The sequence below is a fragment of the Nocardioides sp. Root151 genome, assembly GCF_001427925.1.
In the GTDB taxonomy this organism is placed as follows: Bacteria; Actinomycetota; Actinomycetes; order Propionibacteriales; family Nocardioidaceae; genus Nocardioides.
Window position 1 is genome coordinate 1,130,201 of record NZ_LMGG01000004.1, and the last position, 21,838, is coordinate 1,152,038.

Below are 21,838 nucleotides of genomic sequence, written 5' to 3' on the forward strand. Positions count from 1 at the left end.
TCGCTGACCGGGGCGCGCGGCCATCGTGGAGGCACAGCGCACCGCCACGTGGAAGAGGACACGCAATGAACTCCAGTACGTCGATCATCGGTTGGGCCCACACGCCGTTCGGCCGGCTCGAAGCCCCGGACACGACCGCCCTGATGGCCTCGGTCATCCCGCAGGCCCTCGCCGACGCGCAGATGGACGCCGCCGACGTCGACGGCATCTTCGTCGGCGTCTACAACAACGGGTTCAGCGCCCAGGACTTCCAGGCAGCACTGGTCTCGGTCGTCGACAGCCGGCTCGCCGCGACACCCGCGACGCGACTCGAGAACGCCTGTGCCACCGGCTCGGCCGCGATCAACGCCGCCTGCGACTTCATCGAGTCCGGGCGCGGTCGCGTCGCGCTCGTCGTGGGCGCCGAGAAGATGACCGGCGTCAGCACCCCGCGAGCCGGCGAGATCCTGCTCAGCGGCTGCTACCAACCCGAGGAGGCCGCTGTGGAGGCCGGCTTCGCGGGCGTCTTCGCCGGCATTGCCCGCGCCTACGCCGACAGGTACGGCGACCCGTCCCGGGCGATGGCGATGGTCGCGGCGAAGAACCACGAGAACGGCGTGACGAACCCCCTCGCGCAGATCCGCAAGGACCTCGGCCTCGACTTCTGCTCGACCGTCTCGGAGAAGAACCCGTTCGTGGCCCCACCGCTGCGTCGCACCGACTGCTCGTTGATCTCCGACGGAGCCGCGGCCCTGGTGCTCGCCGCGCCGGACGTGGCCGCGACCAGCGACCGCCGGGTCCGGTTCAGGTCCCGTGCACAGGCCAACGACGCCTTCCCGCTCTCCCGCAGGGATCCCACCGAGTTCGCCGGCGCCCGTCAGGCCTGGGCCGCAGCCACCGCCGACGCCGGACTGCAGACCCTCGACCTGGACCTGATCGAGACCCACGACTGCTTCACGATCGCCGAGCTCATCCAGTACGAGGCGTTCGGCCTGGCCGAACCCGGCCAGGGCCACCGGGTCCTCGAGGAGGGGCTCACCACCGCCGACGGCAAGCTGCCCGTCAACCGGTCCGGAGGCCTGAAGGCCAAGGGCCACCCCATCGGCGCGACCGGTGTCTCGATGCATGTCATGGCGGCCATGCAGCTGACCGGCACCGCCGGCGACCTGCAGCTCCCCCGTGCCGACGTCGCCGGGGTCTTCAACATGGGCGGCGCCGCCGTCACCAACTACGCGAGCATCCTGGAGCGCTGGTGAGCACCACACGGACCGAGACCCGACCGACGCCGACGAAGGCCCTCACGATGAAGACCACCAACCTCTCCTCGCTCCTGCGCCAGACCGCGGCTCGACTCCCCGCCCACACGGCGATCGTGCGTGGCGACCTGGCATGGACCTGGCGCGAGCTCGACCAGCGGGTCGACGCCCTCGCCGCCGCGATGGCCGACACGGGCATCACCCGCGGCTCCGTGGTGCTGCTGCACAGCCCCAACGCCCGCGACTACCTCACGGTGATGTTCGCGGCGTGGAGGGTCGGCGCCGTCATCACCCCGACCAACGCCAAGCTCACGCCGACGGAGCTGCTGCCGCTCGCGGACGTCGTACGCCCCGACCTGGTGGTGCTCGAGAGCTCGCTGACCGGGCACGCAGCGGCGCTCGACAGCGCGACGGTCTGGAGACTCTCGGACGACGAGCCGGGCGACGTGCCGAGCGACGGGCACGTCACCGTGGCCGGACTGATCAGCGACCACCACGGCCGCCGCATCGACGACGTCCCGGTCGACGCCGGCGACCCCTGCTGGTTCTTCTTCACCTCGGGGAGCTCCGGCCGGCCCAAGGCCGCGGTGCTCACCCACGACCAGATGGGCTTCGTGGTCAACAACCACATCGCCGACCTGATGCCGGGCCTCGACCACACCGACGCCACCCTCGTGCTCGCGCCGTTGTCGCACGGCGCCGGCGTCCACGTGCTCACCCACGTGACCCGCGGCGCGGCCGTCGTGCTGCTGCCCGGCGACAGCCTCGACCCGACGGCGGCCTGGGAACTCGTCGCCCGCCATCGGGTCACCACACTGTTCACCGTGCCGACGATCCTGAACCGTCTGGTAGCGGCCGCGGACGGCGTCGACCACTCGAGCCTGCGTCACGTCGTCTACGCCGGGGCACCGATCACCGCACCCGACCAGCGCCGGGCGTTCGACGTCCTCGGGCCCGTGCTGGTGCAGTACTACGGGCTGGCCGAGGTGACCGGCGCGATCACCGTGCTCCCGCACGACCGGCACGCCGACGTGCCGACCGTGGACGGAATCGGCACCGCCGGCTACCCACGAACCGGTATGACGATCTCGATCCAGGACGCCGAGGGGAACCCGCTGCCGCCCGGGGAGCGCGGGGAGATCTGCGTGGCCGGCCCGGCGGTCTTCGCCGGCTACCTCGACCACCCCGAGGGCAACGCGAAGGCGTTCCGCGACGGCTGGTTCCGCACCGGCGACCTCGGACACTGCGACGAGGCGGGCTTCCTCTACATCACGGGACGCGCGTCGGACATGTACATCTCCGGCGGCTCCAACATCGACCCGCGCGAGGTCGAGGAGAAGGTGCTCCAGCACCCCGGCGTACGACAGGTCGGCGTGGTCGGCGTACCCGACGCCGACTGGGGCGAGGTCGGCGTGGCCGTGTGCGTCGTCGAGCCGGGCCTCGAGCCCGAGTCGCTGCTGGCGTGGTGCCGCGAGCACATGACCCGATACAAGGTGCCCAAGCGCGCGCACTTCGTCGACCGCCTGCCCACCTCGGCCTACGGCAAGGTCACCACTCCCCTGCTGCGCGAGCTCGTCACCGGCGCCGGACTCGCGGAGGCGACCCGATGACCTCCACCGCCGGTACGGCGACCCGCGCGGCCGCACCGGAGCCGCTGTGCCACCCCGGCCCGGTCCTCCCCGACCGGGTCGTCTCCCTCGAGACTCGTCTCGTCACCCATGAGGTCGAGCTGCCCGCGGGTGCGCGGCTCCTTGACGCCCTGGGCGACGTGCTCGTCCGCTTTTGCGCGGCGGGGGCCGTGGGTCGTCTGGTCGGCGGCTCACTGGCGGAGTTCGACTACTACATCCCCGCCCTGGGGCCGCCGGGCGGTTCGGTCGCGACGTTCAGCGAGCCGATCCCGGGCGGCCGCAACGGGCGGCTGCGACTGGGCGGCGTGACCCTGGGCCACCGCGACGGGGAGGTCTTCGCGCACAGCCATGCGCTCTTCGACACCGCGCTCGGCGAGCGCCGGGCCGGTCATCTGATCCCCGACTCCGTGGTCCTCGGCCGCGGCGTGACCGCCCACGTCGCGGTCTCCGCCGACGTGCGGTACGACGTCACGCCCGACCCGGAGACGACGATGTCCCTGTTCGAGCCGCGACGCGTGGTGCCCGGCCCGGCCGACCGCGGCGAACCGATCGGCCGGCGGGCGATCGTGTGCCGCGTGCGGCCCAACGTCGACCTGCCGACCACGATCGAGAGGCTCACGGAGCAGCAGGGATGGACGGGCGCGCGGGTGCACGGCCAGATCGGCTCGATCATCGGCGGACGCCTGCGCCAGCCCGACGGCTCGATCCTCGTTGTGGAGGGACCAGCGACCGAGGTGATGTACCTCGACGGCGAAGTCCGCCGCGTCGACGGCCGGATGACCGCAGACCTGACCGCAGGTCTCGTCGACCGCTTCGGCGGCATCCACCACGGTGGCCTCGTGTGCGGGATGAACCCGGTCGCGATGACCTACGAGCTGGCACTCGCCGAGTCCGACCCGATCGGCTGACACCTTCAGGACAGAGCAACGCGGCCCACCCCGTCGACGGGGTGGGCCGCGTTGTTCGTCGTACGCCGAGTCAGCAGGTCCACAGCGCAATGCCGGCAAGACGGTCGGGCCGCTGAACGGGCACAACGGGCCGTTCCGTGCCGGAATCGGACCGTGTGCGGGCGTTGTGCCCGTTCAGCGGTACAGCGAGACGCTCCCAGCCATCGCACGGTGGGGCGTGCGGGCCCACGGTGGCCGGGTCAGACGCTGCGCATGCCCAGTCCCCCGTCGACCGGGAGGCAGACCCCGTTGATGTAGGCCGCCTTGTCGGAGGCCAGGAAGACCGCGGCATTGGCGACGTCCCACGGCGAGCCCATGCGCCCGGTCGGGCTGAGCGCGTGGCGTGCCTCGACCTCGGCCTGCGAGCCGGCCAGCTGCTGACCCACCAGGGGCGTGTCGATCAGGCCGGGGAGGATCGCGTTGGCACGGATGCCGCGGTCGGCGTACGTCAGGGCGATCGAGACGGTGAGCTGGTTGAGCGCGGCCTTGGCGGCGCTGTACGCCGGGTACGGGTAGCCGGTGTGTCGCACGCTGGCGAGCGAGGAGACCTGGACGAAGACGCCACGGCCCTCCTCGAGCATCGGCGGAAGCGCATGCCTGAAGGCCAGGTAGGCACCGTTCAGGTTCACGTCGACTGCCGCCTGCCACTCGGCCGGCGCCAGCTCCATGACGGAGCCGGTGCGGGCGACCCCCACGTTGCCGTGGACCACGTGGGGTACGCCGAACCGGGCGATCGTCTCCTTCACGACCGCCTCGACATCGGCGTCCACGGTGACGTCCGCCTCGAGAGCCAGGGACCGACCGCCGGCCGCGGCAATGCGATCGGCGACCCGGTGGGCCTCGTTGCCGTTGCGGTCGACGGCCACGACGGTCGCGCCGGACTCGGCGTACGCTAGGGCAGCAGCCTCGCCGTTGCTGGTGCCGGCTCCACTGGAGCCGGCACCCATCACGACGACGACCCGGTCCTGCAGGTCGCCGGCGCTCATCGTTCGGCGACGGCGGTGCGGGTGACGGGGATGACCTTGCTCATCGCCAGCAGTCCGAGGGATGCGGCGACGGCGAGCACGCCGACGACCCACAGGCCGGCTCGTGCGTTGCCGGTGAGGTCGACGAGCCACCCGGTGGCGTAGGGCGCCAGGAAGCCGGAGGCCGCACCGATGGTGTTGACCAGGGCGATGCCGGTGGCGGCGCCCGGTCCCGAGAGGAAGGTCGGCGGGAGGTACCAGAAGACCGGGAAGGCCGAGAAGATGCCGATCGAGGTCAGGGTGATGACGACCATCGTGGTGAATGGCGAGTTCATGTAGAGCGCGACCGGGATCGTCACGCCGGCCAGCAGCATCGGCAGCACGACGTGCCAGATCCGCTCGTCGGAGTGGTCGGAGTGCTTCGACCACAAGACCATCGCGATCGCCCCGGCCGAGAACGGCACGGCCACGATCAGACCGGTCTGGAGGATCGAGAACGAGGTGTCGAACGTCTCGGAGAAGCCGGCCACGATCGAGGGGAGGAAGAAGCTCAGCGCGAAGAGGCTGTAGCCGAGGCCGAAGTAGACGCCTCCGAGGGCCCAGACCCGACCGTCACGCAGGCTGGCGCGCACCGAGTGGTGACCAGTGGCGGCCGCCTCCTGCTGCTCGGCCTCCATCGTGTCGTGCAGCCACTCCCGCTCCTCGGGCTCCAGCCAGGCGGCCTGGTTGGGGCGGTCGGTCAGGTAGAACCAGGCGGCGACGCCGAGCACCAGGGTCGGCAGGCCCTGCAGGAGGAACATGGCCTGCCATCCGGCCAGGCCCATCCAGCCGTGGGTGTACTGCAGGATCAGGCCCGAGATGGGCGATCCCAGGGCCGAGGACAGCGGCAGGAAGACCATGAAGAGGCCGACGAGCCGGGCGCGGTCCGCGCGCGGGAACCACCAGGTCAGGTAGAGGATGATGCCGGGGAAGAAGCCGGCCTCGGCGATGCCGAGCACGATGCGCGCGGTGTAGAGCCAGCCGGCGGTCGGCACGAAGGCCATCAGCGTGGCGACCAGCCCCCAGCTGACCATGATCCGGGCGATCCACCGTCGGGCGCCGAAGCGCTGGAGGGCCAGGTTGCTGGGCACCTCGAAGAAGATGTAGCCGATGAAGAAGAGACCGCTGGCCAGGCCGTACATGGTCTCGGTGAGACCGAGGTCGGCGCTCATCGTGAGCTTGGCGAAGGCGATGTTGCTGCGGTCGAGGTAGTTGAGCAGGTAGGCGATTCCCAGGAACGGGATGAGCCGCCGGGCTACCTTCTTCATCACCCGCTGCTGCAATGCGTGCTCCTCGGGAAGTGATGAAGTCGGTGCGAGTTCCGTGGTCATCGCGGAACCTCCTTGGTCTGTGACGGTGGTAACACCGACGATCGGCCACCCACCCCCGCGGCAACCATGTGGAGCAGACGAAAGCGCCCGGCTCCACTTGCTACATATGTCGAACGTCGGGCAGGAGGTCCATCAGGGTGAGCCCGAGGTGCATGGTCAACCTGACCCGGCCGTCGGACAGGTCGTAGCCGGTCAGCTCCTCGATCCGGCTCAGCCGGTAGTAGAGCGTCGTGCGGTGGATGTTGAGCGCCGCGGAGGCAGTCGGTGCCGATCCCCCGGCATCGAGGAAGGCACGCAGGGTGACGGCGAGCTGGCGGTCCCCGTCGACCTCGAGCAGTCGTTGGACCTCGGCGGGGAGCGCCCGGGGTCCGAGCTGGTCGTGCGGGATCCGCATCAGCGGGCCATAGGGGCCCAGCTCCTCCCAGGTCGTCGTACTGCCCTTGAGGCCGGCGTCCGTGGCCCGACTCGCGAGCGCGGCGAGCTCGGCGGTCTCGAAGGCCCGGTCCAGGCCGGTCACGGCCGGCCCGATCCCGGCCACCGCCCGGAAGCGGCCCGAGGAGAGATCGTGAACCCGGGTCAACATGCGCTCGGCGTGGGCGCGCACCTTGACCGGCTTGGCACTGCCCAGCAGGAGCACGGCGGTGCGCTTGTCGACCGCTGCCAGCTGACCGCGTACGCCGACCGGCGTGGGCAGGGTGAACGCGCTGCGCATCGCCACGTTGACGTGCGCCTGCGAGGCATCCGAAGACGTCTCCGGGATGGCCAGCCAGATGGCGGTGACCAGTGCGAAGTCCTCCGCGGTCCTGGTGGAGGCGACTTCGGTCAGTGCGCGTCGTCGTACGGTCGGCTCCTGGCTGACCAGGTCGAGCACGGCCTGCTCACTCGTCTCGTCGGCGACCGAGAGCTCGTCGGCCAGGAGGGGTGCGACCCGGTCGGCGATCCCGGAGATCTCCGCCATCTCGGCCATCGTGAACGAGCCGTCGGGGTCCATCACCATGATCAGGGCGAGCAGCTCTCCCCGCCAGCGCACCGGGACGCAGATCCGGGCCTGCATGCCGAGCTCGGCGTTGGACGGAATCACCCCGGCCCGGGGCCACGACGCGACACCCTGGGCGAGCACGTGGCCGATGGCCTTGCTGTTGGCTCGACGCTTGAGGATCGCGTCGACGCGGACCGGGTCCTCGTCGCCGAAGTGGGCGCTGCTGTAGAGCAGCTTCACGTTCGGATCGTCGATGATCACGGAGCGCTGCAGCTTGCTGGCGATCCGATCGACGATCTCCTGGATCTCTTCGCTCGGCATGAGTCGATCCTAGGGCCGAACGAGGATCAGCCGACCCCGACGAATCGCGACGACTCGGCCGTGCGGACGCGAGCGGACTCCGTCAGCGAACGCCTGGCCCGCAGCCGGTCGACCTGCCCTGCTGCGGCGTACAGGCCGAAGCCCGCTGCAAGCACGAGGACCAGCAACAGGGACACGTGCCTGACGAACGACGCGGGGTGCGCGGGATCGAGGGCCTGGTAGACCAGCAGGTCGCCGACGAGGTAGTACGCCAGGTAGGCCAACGGCGGAACCAACCAGGTCAGCGGGTGCCACCAACGCAGGTGCGACAGCTTGTCGCCGACGACGAGGAAGTCGATCACCACCAGGGTGGGCGTGACCATGTGCTCGAACACCGAGTAGGTGTCGAGGAGGTTGCCGTGCTGCATGGCCATGAAGGCCAGGGACACGAGCACCATCAGGGTGGCCAGGGCTCCCCGCACCCAGGTCCAGTTCCGCACCCGCCGACCCTCCTTCGGGGCCGACGCGCCCAGGGTGAGATAGCAGAACCCGACTGCGAGGCTGGCGAGCTGGCTCAGCGCCGTCCACCAGACGTCGTACTGCCGAGCGGCCAGGGTGACGCCCAGGAATGCGGAGGCGGCGATCAGCAGGTGCCAGAGCCTGAGGGTCGGGGTCGTGTCGGACATCCGCAAAAGGGTACGCCAACTGCCGTCTGCCCCACGTTCATTCGTCGTTCACCCGGCGAAGTCCAGGTCACTCGGAGCCGATGGAGTCGGAAACCTCGAACCGCTTCTCGTGCCGCACCCGCACCGACCCGGCGTACCCGTCGACGAAGCCGACGACCACCGCGTAGGTGTCCCCCGCGCGCGAGCGGAGCTTGAAGGTCCAGGAGTTCTCGGTCTGGTGGTGCTCCTCCGCGCTGAGCGAGAGCGTGTCCGCGTCCACGGCGTACGCCGTCGCCGCCGCGGCTCGTGCCCGCAGGATCGCTGCATCCCGAGAGGTCTGCGCCGACTCCGGTCGGCCGACCACGTCCATCAGGTCGCGGAAGGCGCGGGTCACGCCGTCGAGAGGCGCGTCCGGACCGGAGGCCCGCGTCCCGGAGCCGGTCGTCACGAGGAGCCCGATCTCCACGGCACCCGAGCTCGGACCCCAGCTGGTGTGCGACCGGTGCTGGTGCAGGGAGTAGTGCCGCGGCGCATCGCCGCCCGCGAACACGACGGGCTCCAGGGCACTGAGCGCCAGGCGCTCGTCGAAGGCCTCTCCGTCGCGCCCGTCGCCCGTCTCCAGCACCGGGAGGTCGAGCAGGAACTGCTGGTACGCCGGCGTCTCGGGGCTCGCGCGATAGCCGACCTGCACGCGGACCAGGTCCACCCGGCCGAAGGTGAGCATCGTGCGCGAGGGATCGACCGCGTGAGTGTCCATGTCCTCAGACTTGGGCCTGCGGACACGGAGGTCAAGCACTCGGCTCCGGACTGCGGTGTCAGTCCTTGGGAACCGGGACTTCGCTCACCGGCGTGACGGTGCTCGTGCAGCGCCTGAACCCCGGCCAGAGGAACTTGTGGACCGCGTTGACGTCGTCCGCCTCGACCACGAGGAACAGCGTGTGTTGGGCGTTGGCGCCGTACCGGCCGACCACGCGGACGCCCTCGACGCTCGCGTCGAACAGCGAGTTGGAGCCGCCCTCGTCTCGAGGGCAGAGCTCCGGACTGTGAACCTGCGTGATGTGGAACAGCATCGATCCTCCTCTGGTGCCCCGATTCGTCTCCTGCAGCCCATGGTGGCCCTCCCGGGAGGGCCTGTCACTCGAACTCGGAATTGGGGTCATCTCAGGTGCGATCCGTATGGTCGACATGGATGAATCACTCCAAGCGCACCAAGACCGTCCTCGGCATCGCACTCGCAGCCGCCCTCCTTGCCACCTCCGCGTGCGGTGGCGACGACAAGGATTCCGGTAGCAAGGGATCCTCCGAGGCGACGACCGCTCAGGACAGCCAGCAGGCAGCGGGTCCCGACCTCGAAGGCATCCCGGACGTCGTGGCCGACGTCAACGGCGAGGAGGTGACCAAGGACGAGTTCGTCCCGATCTACGAGGCGCAGTTCCAACAGGCCGCCATGCAGGCACAGCAGACCGGCCAGCAGCCTGACGAGGACGCGCTCAAGAAGCAGACCGCTGAGACCCTCGTGGACACCGAGCTCCTCGTGCAGGAGGCCGCGAAGCGTGGCATCTCGGCCACCGACCAGGACGTCGACGCCGCCCTCACCAAGCTGGCCAAGCAGAACCAGATGGCTTCGGTCGACGAGTTCCTCGCGGCTCTGGATAAGCAGGGCACCTCGGAAGACGTGGTCCGCAGCCAGATCGAGATCCAGGTCGTGATCGAGCAGCTGGTCGAGGACGAGGCCGGCCCGGTCAAGCCCACCGAGGCTGAGCTCCGCAAGATCTACGACGCCGCCGTGCAGCAGCAGAAGAAGGCTGGCAAGCAGGGTGGCCAGCAGCCGATTCCGCCCTTCGCGAAGGTCAGGCCCCAGATCGCGCAGCAGGCGAAGTCGGACGAGCAGACCAAGACGGCCCAGACCCTGGTCGACGGGCTCCGCAAGGGTGCGGAGATCAAGATGAACCTCTGAGCCCGGGCCGCCCCGCGTCGTGCTCAGCTGCGACGGACGATGTCGCGCAGCACCTGCGGGTAGTTGGTGATGATGCCGTCGACGTCCCAGTTGATCGCCCGACGCATGTCGGTTCCGGCGTTGACGGTCCACACGTGGATCTCCATGCCGGCGCGGTGCACCTGGTCCACTGTGGCCTCGTCGATCGCGCCGAGGGCAGGGTTCACCTGCTGCGCCCAGGTGGCCGCGGCGGCGATGTCGGCCTCGCTCGGCTTGCTGCCGTAGAGGAGCCCGACCGGTACGTCGGGGGCGAGGTCCTTGTAGACGCGCAGCCAGGCGTGGTTGAAGGACTGGACGACGACCCGGTCTGCCCTGAGTGCCCTCTGGAAGGCCGGCAGGGAACGCAGCTCCTTGTCGATGTCGACCTCGATGCCCGGGTAGAGCTCTGGCGCCTTGGGCTCGAGGAGCATGCCGGCCTGCTGCCCGACCGCGTTGACCCACTCGGCCAGGGTCGGCACCCGCTCGCCGGCGAACTCGGGCGCGAACCACGACCCCGCGTCGAGCTGCTTGATCTCGGCGAGGGTGAAGTCGCCGACGTTCCACGGGGCGCGGTCCGGGAAGACCTGTTCGACGTCGGTCGTGCGGGCCAGCGTCGTGTCGTGCACGATCACCAGCTCACCGTCGCTGGTGCGCTGGATGTCGTTCTCCACGACCTCCGACTTCTGCGCGATGGCCAACCGGATGGCGGCGAGGGTGTTCTCCGGTGCCGCGCCGGAGGAGCCGCGGTGGTCGATGATGTCGACGTCCGGGCCGTCTGCCGCGGAGCTGGGCGTGGACAGGCCGAGGACGGCCAGGAGCGGGACGAGGGTTGCGATGAGTACGCCGGCCAGGCGTGTGCTGCGAGGCATGGGGATCCTCCCGAGGATGGTTGGGCGCTGCCGATCGGCGACGCCGTTCTCGACGCTCGCGGACTGATGCCAATGAATGGCGACATCCCGCCCAACCCGTGGTGACGGCTGCCGGACGAGAAGCAGGAGTTCGGGTGCGCTGTGCCTCCGATACCGCAAGTCCTCGGGATCGGCAATGGCCCCATTTGGTCATGGCGAGACGCGCAGCCCGCACGTCGAGGGCCCGGTAATGGGCACATGACGTCATGGTGGTGCTGCATCACGCGGGAACAGAGTGGAGTGTCAGTTCACCTCATGAGGAGGCTGTGCCATGGAGCACACATCCCGTCGTGGGCAGTCTCGGAGAGCATTGACGGCGATCTTCGCCGCACTGCTGGCCGGGACAGCGACCACGGCATTCGCCGTACCCGGGGTCACGCCGTCGCCGTATGCGACAGCGCTGGAGCCCGGACAGTCCGTGACGATCACCAAGACCGTGGAGACCCCGGTCATCCCGCCCAACCCGGACATCGTCTTCCTGGCCGACACCACGACCAGCATGGGCGCCAGCATCTCCAACGTGCAGGCCAACGCCGACTCCATCGTCGACCAGGTGCTGGCCGACCAGCCCACGGCACAGTTCGCGGTCGCGGACTACAAGGACGTCGCCGACTACTCCGGCGCCCACTTCAACCTGCGCCAGCAGCTCACCGCCGACCCCGCTGCGGTTGCCGCCGGCATCAACGCCTGGACTCCCCTCTCGGGTGGTGGCAGCGATGCCGCCGAGGACTGGATCGGCGCACTCGGCGAGGTCCCCTCAGCCATCGACTTCCGCAGCGACGGCACTCCCGTGGTGGTCATGTTCGGCGACTCCACCAGTCACGACCCATCGGCCGGTTTCTCGCTGGCCACGGCGACCGCTGCGCTGCAGGCTGCCGGCGTCCGCGTGATCGCGATCGCGGTCCCCGGCGCGGACGGCTTCCTGTGGAACGGGCTGGACACAGCCGGCCAGGCCACCGCGGTCACCAACTCCACCGGTGGCACCCTCGCGTCGGCCAACCCGTCAGAGGTCTCCGCCGCCATCCTGTCCGCACTCCAGAACCTGCCCGCCGAGGTCACCCATCAGGCGGTGTGTGACCCCGGTGTCTCGGTCAGCCTCACCCCGCCGTCGCAGAACGTGACCAGTGGCGGGACCGTCTCCTTCGACGAGACGATCACGCTGGCTGCGGACGCTCCGCAGGGTACGACGGTCTCCTGCCAGGTCAGCTTCCTGGTCAACGGCCAGCTTCCCGGTCCGGAGTTCGTCCAGCAGGTCGACGTCGACGTGCTGGACGTCGAGCCCCCGGTGGTGACGGTCAGTGACGAGACCGTCGAGGCGACCGGGCCCGACGGTGCCGAGGTCGACTACGACGCGACCGCGACGGACAACGTCGACGGCCCGCTCGTGCCGACGTGCGCTCCCCCGTCGGGATCGCTCTTCGCGATCGGGGCCACGGTCGTCACCTGTACGGCGACCGACGCCGCCGGCAACACGGGCTCGGGTACCGGCACGATGACGGTGGTCGACACCACGCCACCCGACGTTGCCTGCAGTGAAGGCGCCAACCCGGGCGGCACGGTGCCGCGCTCGCACAACCAGGACGGGTTCTTCCTCCTGGGCGCCACCGACCTCGTCGACCCGGACCCGGTGATCTACGTGCGCGACTCCGGCAGCGGCACGCTTTTCGGGCCGTACGCCGATGGGCAGCAGATCAAGTACACCGAGACGCCGGGCGGGCAGCCTCGTTCGAAGTCGATGCCCGGCGACATCGTCCACCTCTTCGGCACAGGTGACGCCGAGGTCATTGCGGTGGACTCCTTCGGCAACACCTCTGCTCCGGTGAGCTGCCTGGTGCCGCCGCCCCCGATGTAGCAGTCGGTCGCACCTCCCTGCTCTCAGTCAACTGTGCGCAGGGCGGTGCGACGACGGGGCGCCGGCGCATGAACCGCCGGAGCGTCACCCGTGGGACGCGGTGGACTCGGCCTGCTGGCGGAGAAAGTCGCTCGCCGGCCTCGGCGTGATGCCACGCTCTCGCAGCGCCGCGTCATCCCAGTCTGCGGGGTGGAGGTCCTGGAGAAGACCGGCCCCGAAGGCCGACGCAAGGGCATCATTCCGCTTGTTCAACAGGCGGATTGCCCACCGGGCGACGGGCCTGGGCATGTGTTGGACCTTCATCCGGCGCCCAGTCACCTCCTCCACGAATGCCACCGCTTCGTTCTTGGTCAACGCCTCCGGACCACCGACGGTGATCAGGCTCGGCGGGTCGGGCTCGACGGCTGCCGACGCAACGAGCGCGGCGATGTCCCCGGTGCTGACCCAGCGTCGCTTGCTGTCCCCTCGACCGATGATCGTGATCTTTCCTGCCGCCACGTCGAAGCGCGCTGCGGCTCCGAAATGAATCTCCTGGAATGCATCAGAACGAATGATGACGCGCTGCATCGCCGAGCCACGCAATCGCTCCTCCGTGGCCAGCTTGGCCCGTTCCAGCGGCGTACCGATGGCCTTCTCGACCCCCGGAAAGGACAGGTACACGAAGCGCCGCACCCCTGCGGACTCGGCGGCCGCGATCAGGGATGCCATCCCCTGCTCGTCGGCTTCATGAATCGTGGGCCGGGTCGCACCGGCCAACCTGCGCGCGATCATCGTCGCGGTGGCCACGACCGCCGTGACACCTTGGCACGCGGCGGCAAGCGACTCAGGGTCAGTGAGGTCACCCGGCGTCACTTCGACTCCAAGACCCCGCACGACGGAGTCGTCACTGGTGGGGCGCACCAAGCAGCGGACTGCATGGCCCTGTTCGCTCAGGGTGCGAGCCACGCGGCCGCCGAGGTCACCTGTCGCACCGACGACGAGAATCATCTCGGTCACCTCTTCTGATGGCTCATTGTCCTCCGTGCACGCTGCGGCGTACAGACATCAGGTTCCCGAGCTCAGGACAGGTTGAGCGGGCCGCGTCATTCCACCGCGCACCAACCGCGCCTCGAGCGCGATCCCCTGCCGACAACTGACGAGTGGCAGACGGGGGTCACCAGGCTTCAGCAGCGAAACCAGCGGGCCCAGGAGTTGATGGGGCAGACGCTCGACACTCCGCGGATTAACTGGCGCGTCCGGCGACGAAGGGAGGCCACCGAGCGGCAGCGCCGGCAGGGCGAGGCGCTCACCCATCTGACCTTCCTCGTGCAGGAGATGATGACGCTTCTCTCCCACGCCGAGCACGCTGATCGTTCGCTGGTCGCCCTCGGTCCCGAGTTGCGGCCCTCGGCCGCCCGGGCATTCCGCAAGTCAGCAGCGGCCCTGCGCTCCGTGGAGGCCTCGGTCGCCGATGAGAAAGCACTCGACGAGGCACTCCGGGCCGCGGACGAGCTGGCCCTCGCCATCCGCCGGCAGCAGGACGACCAGAGCGGAGAGACCTTCGCCGCCGGAGGCCTGGTCACCGCCATCCGGCGGGTGCTGGCCTCGGTCACACCCGAGGAGCTGGCGAGCCTCGGTCGTTGACGAGGTCGGTGGGCCATGGCAGCAGAGTTCCCCTGCCGTAGGGCTACGGCAGGGGAACTCGGGCTCCGATCACTGCCGGAGCGTGGGCGGGCGTGGGGTCAGAGCCCGCGGCCTCCACGTACGCGCCCAAGGATGAAGAGCACTAGTGCGACAACTACCAACACGACAAGGATGGTCCACAACACGATGAGACTCCGTTCACGAGGTCCGGGGCCGAGTCCCCGGCGGGCCGGCGGCCGCGATCCCTCGGTACCCACACAGCTCTTCTCCATTCCGGCCGCTGCCTGACCTTTCGACGTGGGACATCACCCGTCAGGGGCAACCACGGCCCCGGGCTTGCCTGCGTCGGCGTACGACCGCACGGTCGAGATGGTGAGCGGGAAGTCGATGCCCAGGGTGCGGAACAGCAGGCCGGAGGCAGTCGCGGCCGCCTCGGTGGCCTGCGCTGCGACGTCGTCGGCCAGGGCGAGCGGGGTGTGCACGACGACCTCGTCGTGGAGGAAGAAGACCAGGTGCGGGCGGGCCATGAAGGGCCCGTCGCCACCCATGTGCCAGAGCCGGTTGCGCAGGTCCGCGATCCAGCAAGCCGCCCACTCCGCACCGGTGCCCTGCACCACGAAGTTGCGCGTGAAGCGCCCGAAGGTACGGCGATGACGCGACTGCACCTCGGGGTCGACCGGCGGGCCCTCCGGGTCCCGGGCCCACGACTCCCCCAGCGTCGGAGACCCGCGTCCCAGCAGGGTGCGCACCGCCTCACCTCGCTCACCCGCACGCGCAGCCTCCTCGACCAGACCGAACGCAGCCGGGTAGCGCCGGGTGAGACCGGCGACCATGCGGCCGCTCTCGCCGCTGGTGGCGCCGTACATCGCGCCGAGCAGGCCCAGCTTGGCGTCGTTGCGGGTGGCAACAGCGCCGTCGTCGACCATCCCCTGATAGAGGTCGGCACCCCTCGCCGACCTGGCCAGGGCGCGGTCGCCACTCATCCCGGCCAGCACCCGGGGCTCGAGCTGCGCCACGTCGGCGACCACGAGCGTCCAGCCCTCGTCGGCCACCACGGCGTGCCGAACCTGCGCCGGGAACGACAGTGCTCCTCCCCCGTTGGAGGACCACCGGCCGGTGGCTGAGCCCGCCGGCTGGTACGACGGCCTGAACCTGCCGCCACGCACCCACTCGTCGCTCCAGGCCCAGCCGTTGGTCTGGAACAGGTGCGCCAGCTGCTTGTAGCGCAGCAGCAGTTCGACGGCCGGGTGATCGAGCTGGCGCAGCGTCGAGGCCCGGGTGTCGGGGACCTCCAGCTCGGCCCGCCGCAGTGCGGCCAGAAGCTCGGGATGTGAGTCCGGGTTGAGTCCCGGTGCGTTCAGCGCACCTCGGATCTGGTCGGCCAACGCCTCGAGTCCCTGCGGGCGGGAGCCCAATGGCGGCCGCGGACCGAGCAGGTCGCTGAGCAGCCTCTGGTGGACGTCGGTACGCCACGGCACCCCGGCGTACGTCATCTCGGCGGCGACGAGGGCCCCTGCCGACTCCGCCGCGAGCAGCAGGCCCAGCCGGGCGGGATCGGTCGACGACGTGACGGCTGCCAGCTGACGCGCGTCCTCCAGGTCGGCGCGCAGGTGCTCGGCGTCGTCGTCGATCGAGAACAGTGCCGGATCAGATGCCACGCTGGGCCCGAGCCGGTCCCAGTGCTCCGACTGCGGCCCCACCAGCAGGGCCACCTCGATCGCGGGCGCCCGTCGGAGCAGGTTGTGGCCGAGCCTCAGGTCGTGGCAGCGCTCGACCCGCACGCCAGCGGCCAGCAGCGGCGGGTACCACCGGGCCGTGTCGTCCCACACCCAACGGGGCCGGTCGACCTCACGCTTGCGCACGTACGCCGCCACATCGGCCGCCGAGATCACCCGCTCCTCCGCACCCTCGACCGCGAGCACCCGCTCGTCGGGCTGACGCGAGAGCGAGATCCGGGTCATGGGCACACTTTCGCACTCCACGACCGGCGCCCGCCGAGAAGCCCGGACGGCGACCGATCGGAATGCGCACGACCACAACGGGTACTGCCATCAGTGAGAGCGCCGTCCGTCGCGGGCGGCCGGCCACCGCACACACTGGAGGAAGCATGACCAACACCCCCGAAGAGCCGCTGACCGACGACGACATGACCACCGCCCCGGCAGGTGACGGTCCCGTGCCCGGCGGAGACGCCGACGGCACCGATGGCGACGCCACGGACACCACCGACGGTGACACCACCGACTCCGACGGCACCGACAGCGACGGCACCGATGGCGACGCCACGGACACCACCGACGGTGACGCGTCCTGACCGTGCCCGGTTCCGCGCTCGACCTGCTCAGCGGTGACGCCCAGACCTTCGTCGAGAAGGTCTGGGCGTCACGCGTGCACCTGCACCACGCCGACCCCGACGCGCTGGTCGATCTGCTCTCCCTCGACGACGCGGACACCCTGCTGACGTCGTCGGCGATCCGCACCCCGTCCATCCGGCTCGCCCAGGACGGCGCCGTGCTGCCCGAGTCCACCTACACGCGCGGTGCCACGCTCGCCGGCAAGCCACTGACCGGACTCGTGGACTCGCGCAAGGCGCTCGCCCTGTTCGCCGACGGCGCGACGATCGTCTTCCAGGGACTGCACCGCTACTGGCCGCCGATCACCCGGCTCGTCGCCGAGCTCGAGCTCGAGCTGGGGCACCCGTGCCAGGCCAACGCCTACCTGACCCCGCCCGGAGCCCAGGGCTTCGCGATGCACTCCGACTCCCACGACGTGTTCGTGTTCCAGACCGCGGGCTCCAAGCAGTGGGAGGTCCACGACCATGACGGCATCGCGGACGTGAAGCTCGAGCCCGGGGTGTCGATGTACCTGCCCACGGGCACCCCGCATGCCGCTCGGGCGCAGGAGGTCGTCTCACTGCACGTCACCGTGGGCATCAACCAACTCACCTGGCGCGGCCTCGTGCAGCGCAGCCTGGCCGACCTGGCGGACGGCGTACCCGACGCGCACCTGCCGGCCGGCTACCTCAACGACCCCGGCAAGCTGGCCGAGGGTCTCGCGGATCGGCTGGAGGCGGTGGCCGCGCAGATCCGTGACCTCGACACCGCGGCGGCAGTCGAGGCCGAGGTCCGTCGCTTCCTGACCGGTCGCAGCCCTCGGCTCGCGGGTGGCCTGCACGACGTGCTCGCCGCCGACACGATCGACGACCACACCCGTCTGCGGCGTCGTCCCGGACACCCGTGCGTCCTGCTTGCGCGCGGCGACCGGATCGACGTACTGCTCGGAGACCGATCGTTGGACGTGCCCGGATGGCTGCGCCCGGCGCTGGAGGAGGTGCGCGCCCACCCCGAGTTGAGCCCCGGCGACCTGGCCGAGCAGCTCGATCCGCAGAGCCGGCTCGTGCTCTGCCGTCGCCTCGTGCGGGAAGGTCTGCTCGAGGTCGCCCCGTGACCGCACGCGACCCCGCGTTCCGCTGCTCGGTCGCCAGTGGTCTCCGCAACGAGTCGGCCGCGGGCACCGCGTCGACGGTGCGATCGTTCCTCCTGATCGAGCACGCCGGCCCGTGGGGTGTCGACGCCCTGCGCGACGCCCGGCTTCCTGACGGACTGGGCGATGCCGTGCTGCGGTCGGCCAGGACCGCCCGCGTCAGGCCGCTCCTGGTACGGCGACCCGACCGCGGCACGCACGCGGAGGGGATGCGAGTGTTCGCCGCCTTCGCCCACCCGTCGCGACCCTGGGTGGAGACCACGGTGCTGTCCGATCCCCACGACCTGCTCGAACTCGACCTGGCGGCGCTGGGAGCCGGACGCTCCCCCGGCCTCACGGCGTACGACGGAACGTTGCTGTGCGTGTGCACGCATGGCCGCCACGACGCCTGCTGCGCCGAACGCGGTCGCCCGGTGGTCAGGGCACTGGCCGCCGCTCACCCTGAAGCCACGTGGGAGGTCTCCCACATCGGTGGCGACCGGTTCGCCGGCAACCTGCTCGTGCTCCCCGACGGCCTGTACTACGGCCGCGTGGAACCCGTCTCGGCGTTGGCGATCGCCGACGGGCACACCGCCGGGCAGCTCGATCTCGACCACCTGCGCGGGCGCTCGTCGTACGCGATGCCCGTGCAGTTCGCAGAGATCGCCCTGCGTCGACAGCTCGGCGAGACCCGTGACGATGCCGTACGGCTGGTGTCACGCCGGGTGGACGACGACGTCACCGACGCCGTGTTCACCGTCGGCCGCGGCCAGTGGACGGTCCAGGTCCGTACGTCGCCCGGCGACGACCCCCTCCAACTGACCTGCCGTGCCGCCCGGGACAACCCGATCCCGCAGCACGAGTTGCTCACGGTCACCCGGACGTCGTGAGTCGCCGTCAGGTGTAGAAGTAGCCATGCGCATTGCGCGGATCGTGTCCGGTGGACAGACCGGTGCCGACCGGGCTGCGCTGGATGCCGCACTCCACGCCGGCATCCCGTACGGCGGGTGGTGCCCGGCCGGTGGCCTGGCCGAGGACCACCCGGCGCCACCGGGCCTGCTGGCCGACTATCCCGCCCTGCGCGAAGCCTCGAGCGGCGACCCCGCGGTCCGGACGCGACTGAACGTCCGCGACAGCGACGCCACCCTGGTCGTGCGCGAAGCCGTGCACTCCCCCGGCACCGACCTGACGCTCGCCCTCGCTGAAGAGCTCGGCCGGCCCTGCCTGGTCACGGCCGGAGACACCGACGCCGTCACCGCCTGGCTCGAGGGTCTCGCCCTCGGGCTGACCCTGAACGTCGCAGGTCCACGCGAGAGCGAACAGCCGGGGTCGTACGCCGCCACGCAGGCCCTGCTGGACCGGATCCTGGAGCGCAACGCCTGAGGCTCGGGTCCCTCATGTGGTCACACCGGCACGCCGCTACTTGCCGGAAGAGACGACGAAACGTCGATCGCCAAAGGTTGCGGTGACCTCGATGTCTCCGCCGAGAGCTTCCACGTAGGCCTTGATCGTCGCGATTCCCGAGCGGTCCAGGGCACCAGACTCGAGCGCGGAGATCGTCGGCTGGGTGATCGCCATGCGCTCAGCCAGTTCCTTCTGTGTGACGCCCTGTTCCTCACGAATCTCTCGGAGCCGGTAGGCGCGCTCTTCCGCTGCCATGCGAGCGACATGGTTTGCCACAGCATCGTCGTGGACCGGTCGCTTGGCGCGCGCCTCGCGCCAGCTGGTCGTCTTCGGCTTGCTCACGTCACTCCTCCTCACTGTCGAGCCATTCGTCGAATCTGTCGTCCGCAATCGGGATGTTGGTGTCGTACCACTGCACCCACTGGCCAGCCTTGTCTCCCGCAACCAGCAGGATCGCCCGACGGTTCGGGTCGAAGGCGAACAAGATCCGAATCGCGCTGCGCCCAGCAGATCCTGGCCTCAGCTCTTTCATGTTGTGGTGTCTGGAGCCCTTGACCCGGTCGGCCGTCGGCCTGCCGAGCGTCGGACCTGCCGCCTCCAATCGGGTGATCGCCGCAGCGACCAGGACATAGCTCTCATCGTCCAGTCCGAGAAGCCACGACTCGACCTCATTCCGGAGACGAACCTCCCAGAACATGGTCATGATAGTTTCCAATCGATATAGATGCAAGGCTATGTTGAGCAACCATCGACTCGGGCGGCCCCAATGCCTGCCGCTGATCTCCACCCGTCCGCCAGCTCGTCGGGCCTCGACTCCGGCGTGACCGCATCATTGCCGTCACCACCGACAGCCACAGGGCTTGGCTGACCGACGCACCGGCGGAGCCACTCACCGAGTCGCGGAACCAGATGGCCCATGACGCCGTGGTGGAGGAGCCCAATTCCGATGATCTTCGGTGAAGCGACGGCTCGACGCGACGAGTGCCTGCCACTCTCAGACCATGAGCCTGGATCCTGTGGTCAGCAACCCCGAGAGCTACAAGGTCGTCTTCGAGAACGACCGGGTTCGTGTCCTGGAGTACACCGACACGCCAGGAGACCGCACGACGCCGCACCAACATCCCGACAGCGTCATGTACACGCTGTCCTCGTTCAGGCGGCGCCTATCCTCAGGTGATTCCCAACGCGAGGTGGAAATGCAGGCGGGAAGCGTTGGCTGGCTCCCGGCCCAGGAGCACCACGGCGAGAACACCGGCGACACACCGACGCATGTCATCTTCGTGGAACTGAAGGAGCAAGCCACGCCCGTCGACCCCGGAGTTCTGGGCCCCTCATCCGGCTAGCCGCTGCTGCCACGAGTCGCGGCTCCCTCGCGCAGCCATCAGTCGACGGGCGCGACCAGCCCGTGCTGGAGCGCGTAGAGGCTCGCACCCACCCGGTTCGTGGCGCCGATCTTGGCGTAGGTGCGCTCGACGTGGTTGCGGACCGTCTTCTCACTGAGCACCAGGCGACTCGCGATGTCGCGGTTGGCAAGGCCACGGGCGACCAGTCCGAGAATCTCGGTCTCGCGCGGAGTGAGGGCGTCGTCGCGGCGTACCTTCCTCGACGCGTGCCCGGCCACGGCCAGGACCGCCTCGACGCTCTCGGCCTCGAGAACGCCGCGCGTCGCCCGTTCCTTCAGCCGCGTCGCCGCCGCCTCAGGGTCAAGGGTCTCGCGGTACGGCCGGGGCTCCAGCGCTGACTGGTAGGCGACCGCGGCGGCCAACAGCCGTTCCGGCCGGCCGAGGGCCGCACCGGCCAGGCCGAGCGGGTAGCCGGACCCGTCGAGGTGCTCGTGGTGCGCGCGAGCGATCGCGGCCACCTGCCCGAGGCCGGGGATGCGGGTCAGCACCCGGTCGGTGAGGTAAGGATGCATGCGCACCCGCTCCCACTCGGCACCGGTCAGCTCCCCCGCCTTCGACCAGACCTGGTTCGAGACACCGATCCGGCCGACGTCGTGGAGGTGCCCGGCCCGGCGTACGGCGTTGGTGTCGTCGACGGAGAGTCCGAGCTGTACGGCGGCCGCCTCGGCGAGCGCGGCAACGTTGCGGGAGTGGCCGAGCGTGAACGGGCACTTGAGGTCGACGAAGTCTCCGATGGCGGTCAGCAGGTTGTCGAGTCGGGCCGCGTCCAGCGGCGTCTCGGAGTCGGGTGCGATCGAGAGCGCCCGGTTCCAGGGGTCGTCGCCGGACGCGGGGAAGAGCGCCTCGGGATCCGCGGTGAACGCGTCGACGACGGTCGGGTCGAGGTGACCTCCTCGGCGGCTCCTGGCCATCGCGACCGCACCCTGGACGCCGTACATGCGTTGGTGCACCTCGGCCACGTCGGCCAGCTGGGCAACCCGCATCTCGATCGGGATGGCATCGCCGGAGACACCGGCCGGAAGCCCGCCGCCGTCGTACCGCTCGAAGGTGTGGGCGAGTGTCGCCTCGACGTCCGGGCCGAGCCCGAGGTGTCGGGCCAGGACTGCCGCGGAGGCGCAGTGC

Annotated in this window: 23 protein-coding genes; 11 read left to right on the forward strand and 12 right to left on the reverse strand. The window is 70.0% G+C overall.

Features of this window, described 5'->3' with window-relative positions; genetic code table 11:
• Positions 1 to 65 precede the first annotated feature (65 nt).
• Genes ASD66_RS14020 through ASD66_RS14030 form a run of 3 tightly spaced genes read left to right on the forward strand, consistent with a single transcriptional unit; the run spans position 66 to position 3,771 of the window.
• Positions 66 to 1,235, forward strand: a complete 1,170-nt coding sequence (locus ASD66_RS14020; protein ID WP_056891247.1) for an acetyl-CoA acetyltransferase — start codon at positions 66 to 68, stop codon at positions 1,233 to 1,235.
• The gene (locus ASD66_RS14025) at positions 1,232 to 2,845 is read left to right on the forward strand and encodes an AMP-binding protein (RefSeq protein WP_200950041.1); all 1,614 of its coding nucleotides are present in this window, start codon (positions 1,232 to 1,234) and stop codon (positions 2,843 to 2,845) included. Before ASD66_RS14020 ends, ASD66_RS14025 begins: the two co-directional genes overlap by 4 nt.
• Positions 2,842 to 3,771 (forward strand): hypothetical protein, encoded by a 930-nt coding sequence (locus tag ASD66_RS14030; protein ID WP_056891248.1) that lies wholly within the window; start codon positions 2,842 to 2,844, stop codon positions 3,769 to 3,771. The genes ASD66_RS14025 and ASD66_RS14030 overlap by 4 nt, the downstream gene beginning before the upstream one ends.
• A 239-nt stretch (positions 3,772 to 4,010) precedes the next feature.
• On the opposite strand, the gene ASD66_RS14035 is transcribed toward ASD66_RS14030, so the two are convergent.
• The 6 genes from ASD66_RS14035 to ASD66_RS14060 form a co-directional block, all read right to left on the reverse strand.
• Entirely contained in the window at positions 4,011 to 4,796 is a 786-nt protein-coding gene (locus tag ASD66_RS14035) for an SDR family NAD(P)-dependent oxidoreductase (RefSeq protein WP_056891249.1), read from the reverse strand.
• Entirely contained in the window at positions 4,793 to 6,145 is a 1,353-nt protein-coding gene (locus tag ASD66_RS14040) for an MFS transporter (protein ID WP_056891250.1), read from the reverse strand. The genes ASD66_RS14035 and ASD66_RS14040 overlap by 4 nt, the downstream gene beginning before the upstream one ends.
• A 100-nt stretch (positions 6,146 to 6,245) precedes the next feature.
• A complete protein-coding gene (locus ASD66_RS14045) occupies positions 6,246 to 7,445 on the reverse strand; it encodes a PucR family transcriptional regulator (protein WP_056680088.1) in 1,200 nt (399 codons plus the stop codon).
• Positions 7,446 to 7,471: 26 nt separating this feature from the next.
• Complete coding sequence (locus tag ASD66_RS14050; protein ID WP_056891251.1) at positions 7,472 to 8,110, reverse strand: hypothetical protein; 639 nt, start codon at positions 8,108 to 8,110, stop codon at positions 7,472 to 7,474.
• Between the two features lie 67 nt (positions 8,111 to 8,177).
• Positions 8,178 to 8,846, reverse strand: coding sequence for a hypothetical protein (locus ASD66_RS14055; protein ID WP_056891252.1), 669 nt, complete (start codon positions 8,844 to 8,846; stop codon positions 8,178 to 8,180).
• Positions 8,847 to 8,904: 58 nt separating this feature from the next.
• The gene (locus tag ASD66_RS14060) at positions 8,905 to 9,159 is read right to left on the reverse strand and encodes a DUF3303 domain-containing protein (protein WP_056680082.1); all 255 of its coding nucleotides are present in this window, start codon (positions 9,157 to 9,159) and stop codon (positions 8,905 to 8,907) included.
• A gap of 119 nt (positions 9,160 to 9,278) precedes the next feature.
• Between ASD66_RS14060 and ASD66_RS14065 the strand changes: the two genes are divergently transcribed.
• Positions 9,279 to 10,046, forward strand: coding sequence for a SurA N-terminal domain-containing protein (locus tag ASD66_RS14065; RefSeq protein WP_056891253.1), 768 nt, complete (start codon positions 9,279 to 9,281; stop codon positions 10,044 to 10,046).
• A 23-nt stretch (positions 10,047 to 10,069) separates the two neighbouring features.
• Here the strand turns inward: ASD66_RS14065 and ASD66_RS14070 are convergent, their stop codons facing one another.
• A complete protein-coding gene (locus ASD66_RS14070) occupies positions 10,070 to 10,933 on the reverse strand; it encodes a glycerophosphodiester phosphodiesterase (RefSeq protein WP_056891254.1) in 864 nt (287 codons plus the stop codon).
• A gap of 310 nt (positions 10,934 to 11,243) precedes the next feature.
• Between ASD66_RS14070 and ASD66_RS14075 the strand changes: the two genes are divergently transcribed.
• Complete coding sequence (locus ASD66_RS14075; protein WP_082599493.1) at positions 11,244 to 12,824, forward strand: HYR domain-containing protein; 1,581 nt, start codon at positions 11,244 to 11,246, stop codon at positions 12,822 to 12,824.
• Positions 12,825 to 12,908: 84 nt separating this feature from the next.
• Here ASD66_RS14075 and ASD66_RS14080 read toward each other — a convergent pair whose 3' ends face one another.
• Positions 12,909 to 13,811: an SDR family oxidoreductase gene (locus ASD66_RS14080; protein ID WP_156388676.1), complete on the reverse strand. Its 903-nt coding sequence runs from the start codon at positions 13,809 to 13,811 to the stop codon at positions 12,909 to 12,911.
• A 207-nt stretch (positions 13,812 to 14,018) separates the two neighbouring features.
• On the opposite strand from ASD66_RS14080, the gene ASD66_RS14085 reads away from it, so the two are divergent.
• Positions 14,019 to 14,447: a hypothetical protein gene (locus ASD66_RS14085; protein WP_156388677.1), complete on the forward strand. Its 429-nt coding sequence runs from the start codon at positions 14,019 to 14,021 to the stop codon at positions 14,445 to 14,447.
• A gap of 305 nt (positions 14,448 to 14,752) precedes the next feature.
• Here the strand turns inward: ASD66_RS14085 and ASD66_RS14090 are convergent, their stop codons facing one another.
• On the reverse strand, positions 14,753 to 16,408 hold the full coding sequence (locus tag ASD66_RS14090; RefSeq protein ID WP_056891258.1) for a bifunctional 3'-5' exonuclease/DNA polymerase: 1,656 nt from the start codon (positions 16,406 to 16,408) through the stop codon (positions 14,753 to 14,755).
• 146 nt (positions 16,409 to 16,554) lie between these two features.
• On the opposite strand from ASD66_RS14090, the gene ASD66_RS14095 reads away from it, so the two are divergent.
• Genes ASD66_RS14095 through ASD66_RS14110 form a run of 4 tightly spaced genes read left to right on the forward strand, consistent with a single transcriptional unit; the run spans position 16,555 to position 19,292 of the window.
• The gene (locus ASD66_RS14095; protein ID WP_056680055.1) at positions 16,555 to 16,761 is read left to right on the forward strand and encodes a hypothetical protein; all 207 of its coding nucleotides are present in this window, start codon (positions 16,555 to 16,557) and stop codon (positions 16,759 to 16,761) included.
• Between the two features lie 2 nt (positions 16,762 to 16,763).
• A complete protein-coding gene (locus ASD66_RS14100; RefSeq protein WP_235530093.1) occupies positions 16,764 to 17,894 on the forward strand; it encodes a cupin domain-containing protein in 1,131 nt (376 codons plus the stop codon).
• On the forward strand, positions 17,891 to 18,799 hold the full coding sequence (locus ASD66_RS14105) for a sucrase ferredoxin (protein ID WP_056891260.1): 909 nt from the start codon (positions 17,891 to 17,893) through the stop codon (positions 18,797 to 18,799). Before ASD66_RS14100 ends, ASD66_RS14105 begins: the two co-directional genes overlap by 4 nt.
• Before the next feature lie 25 nt (positions 18,800 to 18,824).
• A complete protein-coding gene (locus tag ASD66_RS14110) occupies positions 18,825 to 19,292 on the forward strand; it encodes a YpsA SLOG family protein (RefSeq protein WP_056891261.1) in 468 nt (155 codons plus the stop codon).
• A 36-nt stretch (positions 19,293 to 19,328) separates the two neighbouring features.
• On the opposite strand, the gene ASD66_RS14115 is transcribed toward ASD66_RS14110, so the two are convergent.
• Positions 19,329 to 19,655 (reverse strand): helix-turn-helix domain-containing protein, encoded by a 327-nt coding sequence (locus ASD66_RS14115; protein ID WP_235530094.1) that lies wholly within the window; start codon positions 19,653 to 19,655, stop codon positions 19,329 to 19,331.
• A 1-nt stretch (position 19,656) separates the two neighbouring features.
• Positions 19,657 to 20,016 (reverse strand): type II toxin-antitoxin system RelE/ParE family toxin, encoded by a 360-nt coding sequence (locus tag ASD66_RS14120; protein WP_235530095.1) that lies wholly within the window; start codon positions 20,014 to 20,016, stop codon positions 19,657 to 19,659.
• Positions 20,017 to 20,314: 298 nt separating this feature from the next.
• Here ASD66_RS14120 and ASD66_RS14125 point away from each other — a divergent pair, with 298 nt between their 5' ends.
• A complete protein-coding gene (locus ASD66_RS14125; protein ID WP_056891262.1) occupies positions 20,315 to 20,656 on the forward strand; it encodes a cupin domain-containing protein in 342 nt (113 codons plus the stop codon).
• A 38-nt stretch (positions 20,657 to 20,694) separates the two neighbouring features.
• On the opposite strand, the gene ASD66_RS14130 is transcribed toward ASD66_RS14125, so the two are convergent.
• Positions 20,695 to 21,838: HD domain-containing phosphohydrolase (locus ASD66_RS14130; RefSeq protein ID WP_056891263.1), on the reverse strand; the 1,144-nt coding region annotated here is incomplete at its 5' end.

Bases quoted from the DNA above. Each gene is read 5' to 3' on its own strand.
- ASD66_RS14120 (WP_235530095.1), bottom strand. From the start codon at position 20,016: ATGACCATGTTCTGGGAGGTTCGTCTCCGGAATGAGGTCGAGTCGTGG.
- ASD66_RS14085 (WP_156388677.1), top strand. From the start codon at position 14,019: ATGGGGCAGACGCTCGACACTCCGCGGATTAACTGGCGCGTCCGGCGA.
- ASD66_RS14075 (WP_082599493.1), top strand. From the start codon at position 11,244: ATGGAGCACACATCCCGTCGTGGGCAGTCTCGGAGAGCATTGACGGCG.
- ASD66_RS14060 (WP_056680082.1), bottom strand. From the start codon at position 9,159: ATGCTGTTCCACATCACGCAGGTTCACAGTCCGGAGCTCTGCCCTCGA.
- ASD66_RS14065 (WP_056891253.1), top strand. From the start codon at position 9,279: ATGAATCACTCCAAGCGCACCAAGACCGTCCTCGGCATCGCACTCGCA.
- ASD66_RS14125 (WP_056891262.1), top strand. From the start codon at position 20,315: ATGAGCCTGGATCCTGTGGTCAGCAACCCCGAGAGCTACAAGGTCGTC.
- ASD66_RS14090 (WP_056891258.1), bottom strand. From the start codon at position 16,408: ATGACCCGGATCTCGCTCTCGCGTCAGCCCGACGAGCGGGTGCTCGCG.
- ASD66_RS14035 (WP_056891249.1), bottom strand. From the start codon at position 4,796: ATGAGCGCCGGCGACCTGCAGGACCGGGTCGTCGTCGTGATGGGTGCC.
- ASD66_RS14030 (WP_056891248.1), top strand. From the start codon at position 2,842: ATGACCTCCACCGCCGGTACGGCGACCCGCGCGGCCGCACCGGAGCCG.
- ASD66_RS14055 (WP_056891252.1), bottom strand. From the start codon at position 8,846: ATGGACACTCACGCGGTCGATCCCTCGCGCACGATGCTCACCTTCGGC.
- ASD66_RS14080 (WP_156388676.1), bottom strand. From the start codon at position 13,811: ATGATTCTCGTCGTCGGTGCGACAGGTGACCTCGGCGGCCGCGTGGCT.
- ASD66_RS14045 (WP_056680088.1), bottom strand. From the start codon at position 7,445: ATGCCGAGCGAAGAGATCCAGGAGATCGTCGATCGGATCGCCAGCAAG.
- ASD66_RS14020 (WP_056891247.1), top strand. From the start codon at position 66: ATGAACTCCAGTACGTCGATCATCGGTTGGGCCCACACGCCGTTCGGC.
- ASD66_RS14040 (WP_056891250.1), bottom strand. From the start codon at position 6,145: ATGACCACGGAACTCGCACCGACTTCATCACTTCCCGAGGAGCACGCA.
- ASD66_RS14095 (WP_056680055.1), top strand. From the start codon at position 16,555: ATGACCAACACCCCCGAAGAGCCGCTGACCGACGACGACATGACCACC.
- ASD66_RS14110 (WP_056891261.1), top strand. From the start codon at position 18,825: ATGCGCATTGCGCGGATCGTGTCCGGTGGACAGACCGGTGCCGACCGG.
- ASD66_RS14070 (WP_056891254.1), bottom strand. From the start codon at position 10,933: ATGCCTCGCAGCACACGCCTGGCCGGCGTACTCATCGCAACCCTCGTC.
- ASD66_RS14050 (WP_056891251.1), bottom strand. From the start codon at position 8,110: ATGTCCGACACGACCCCGACCCTCAGGCTCTGGCACCTGCTGATCGCC.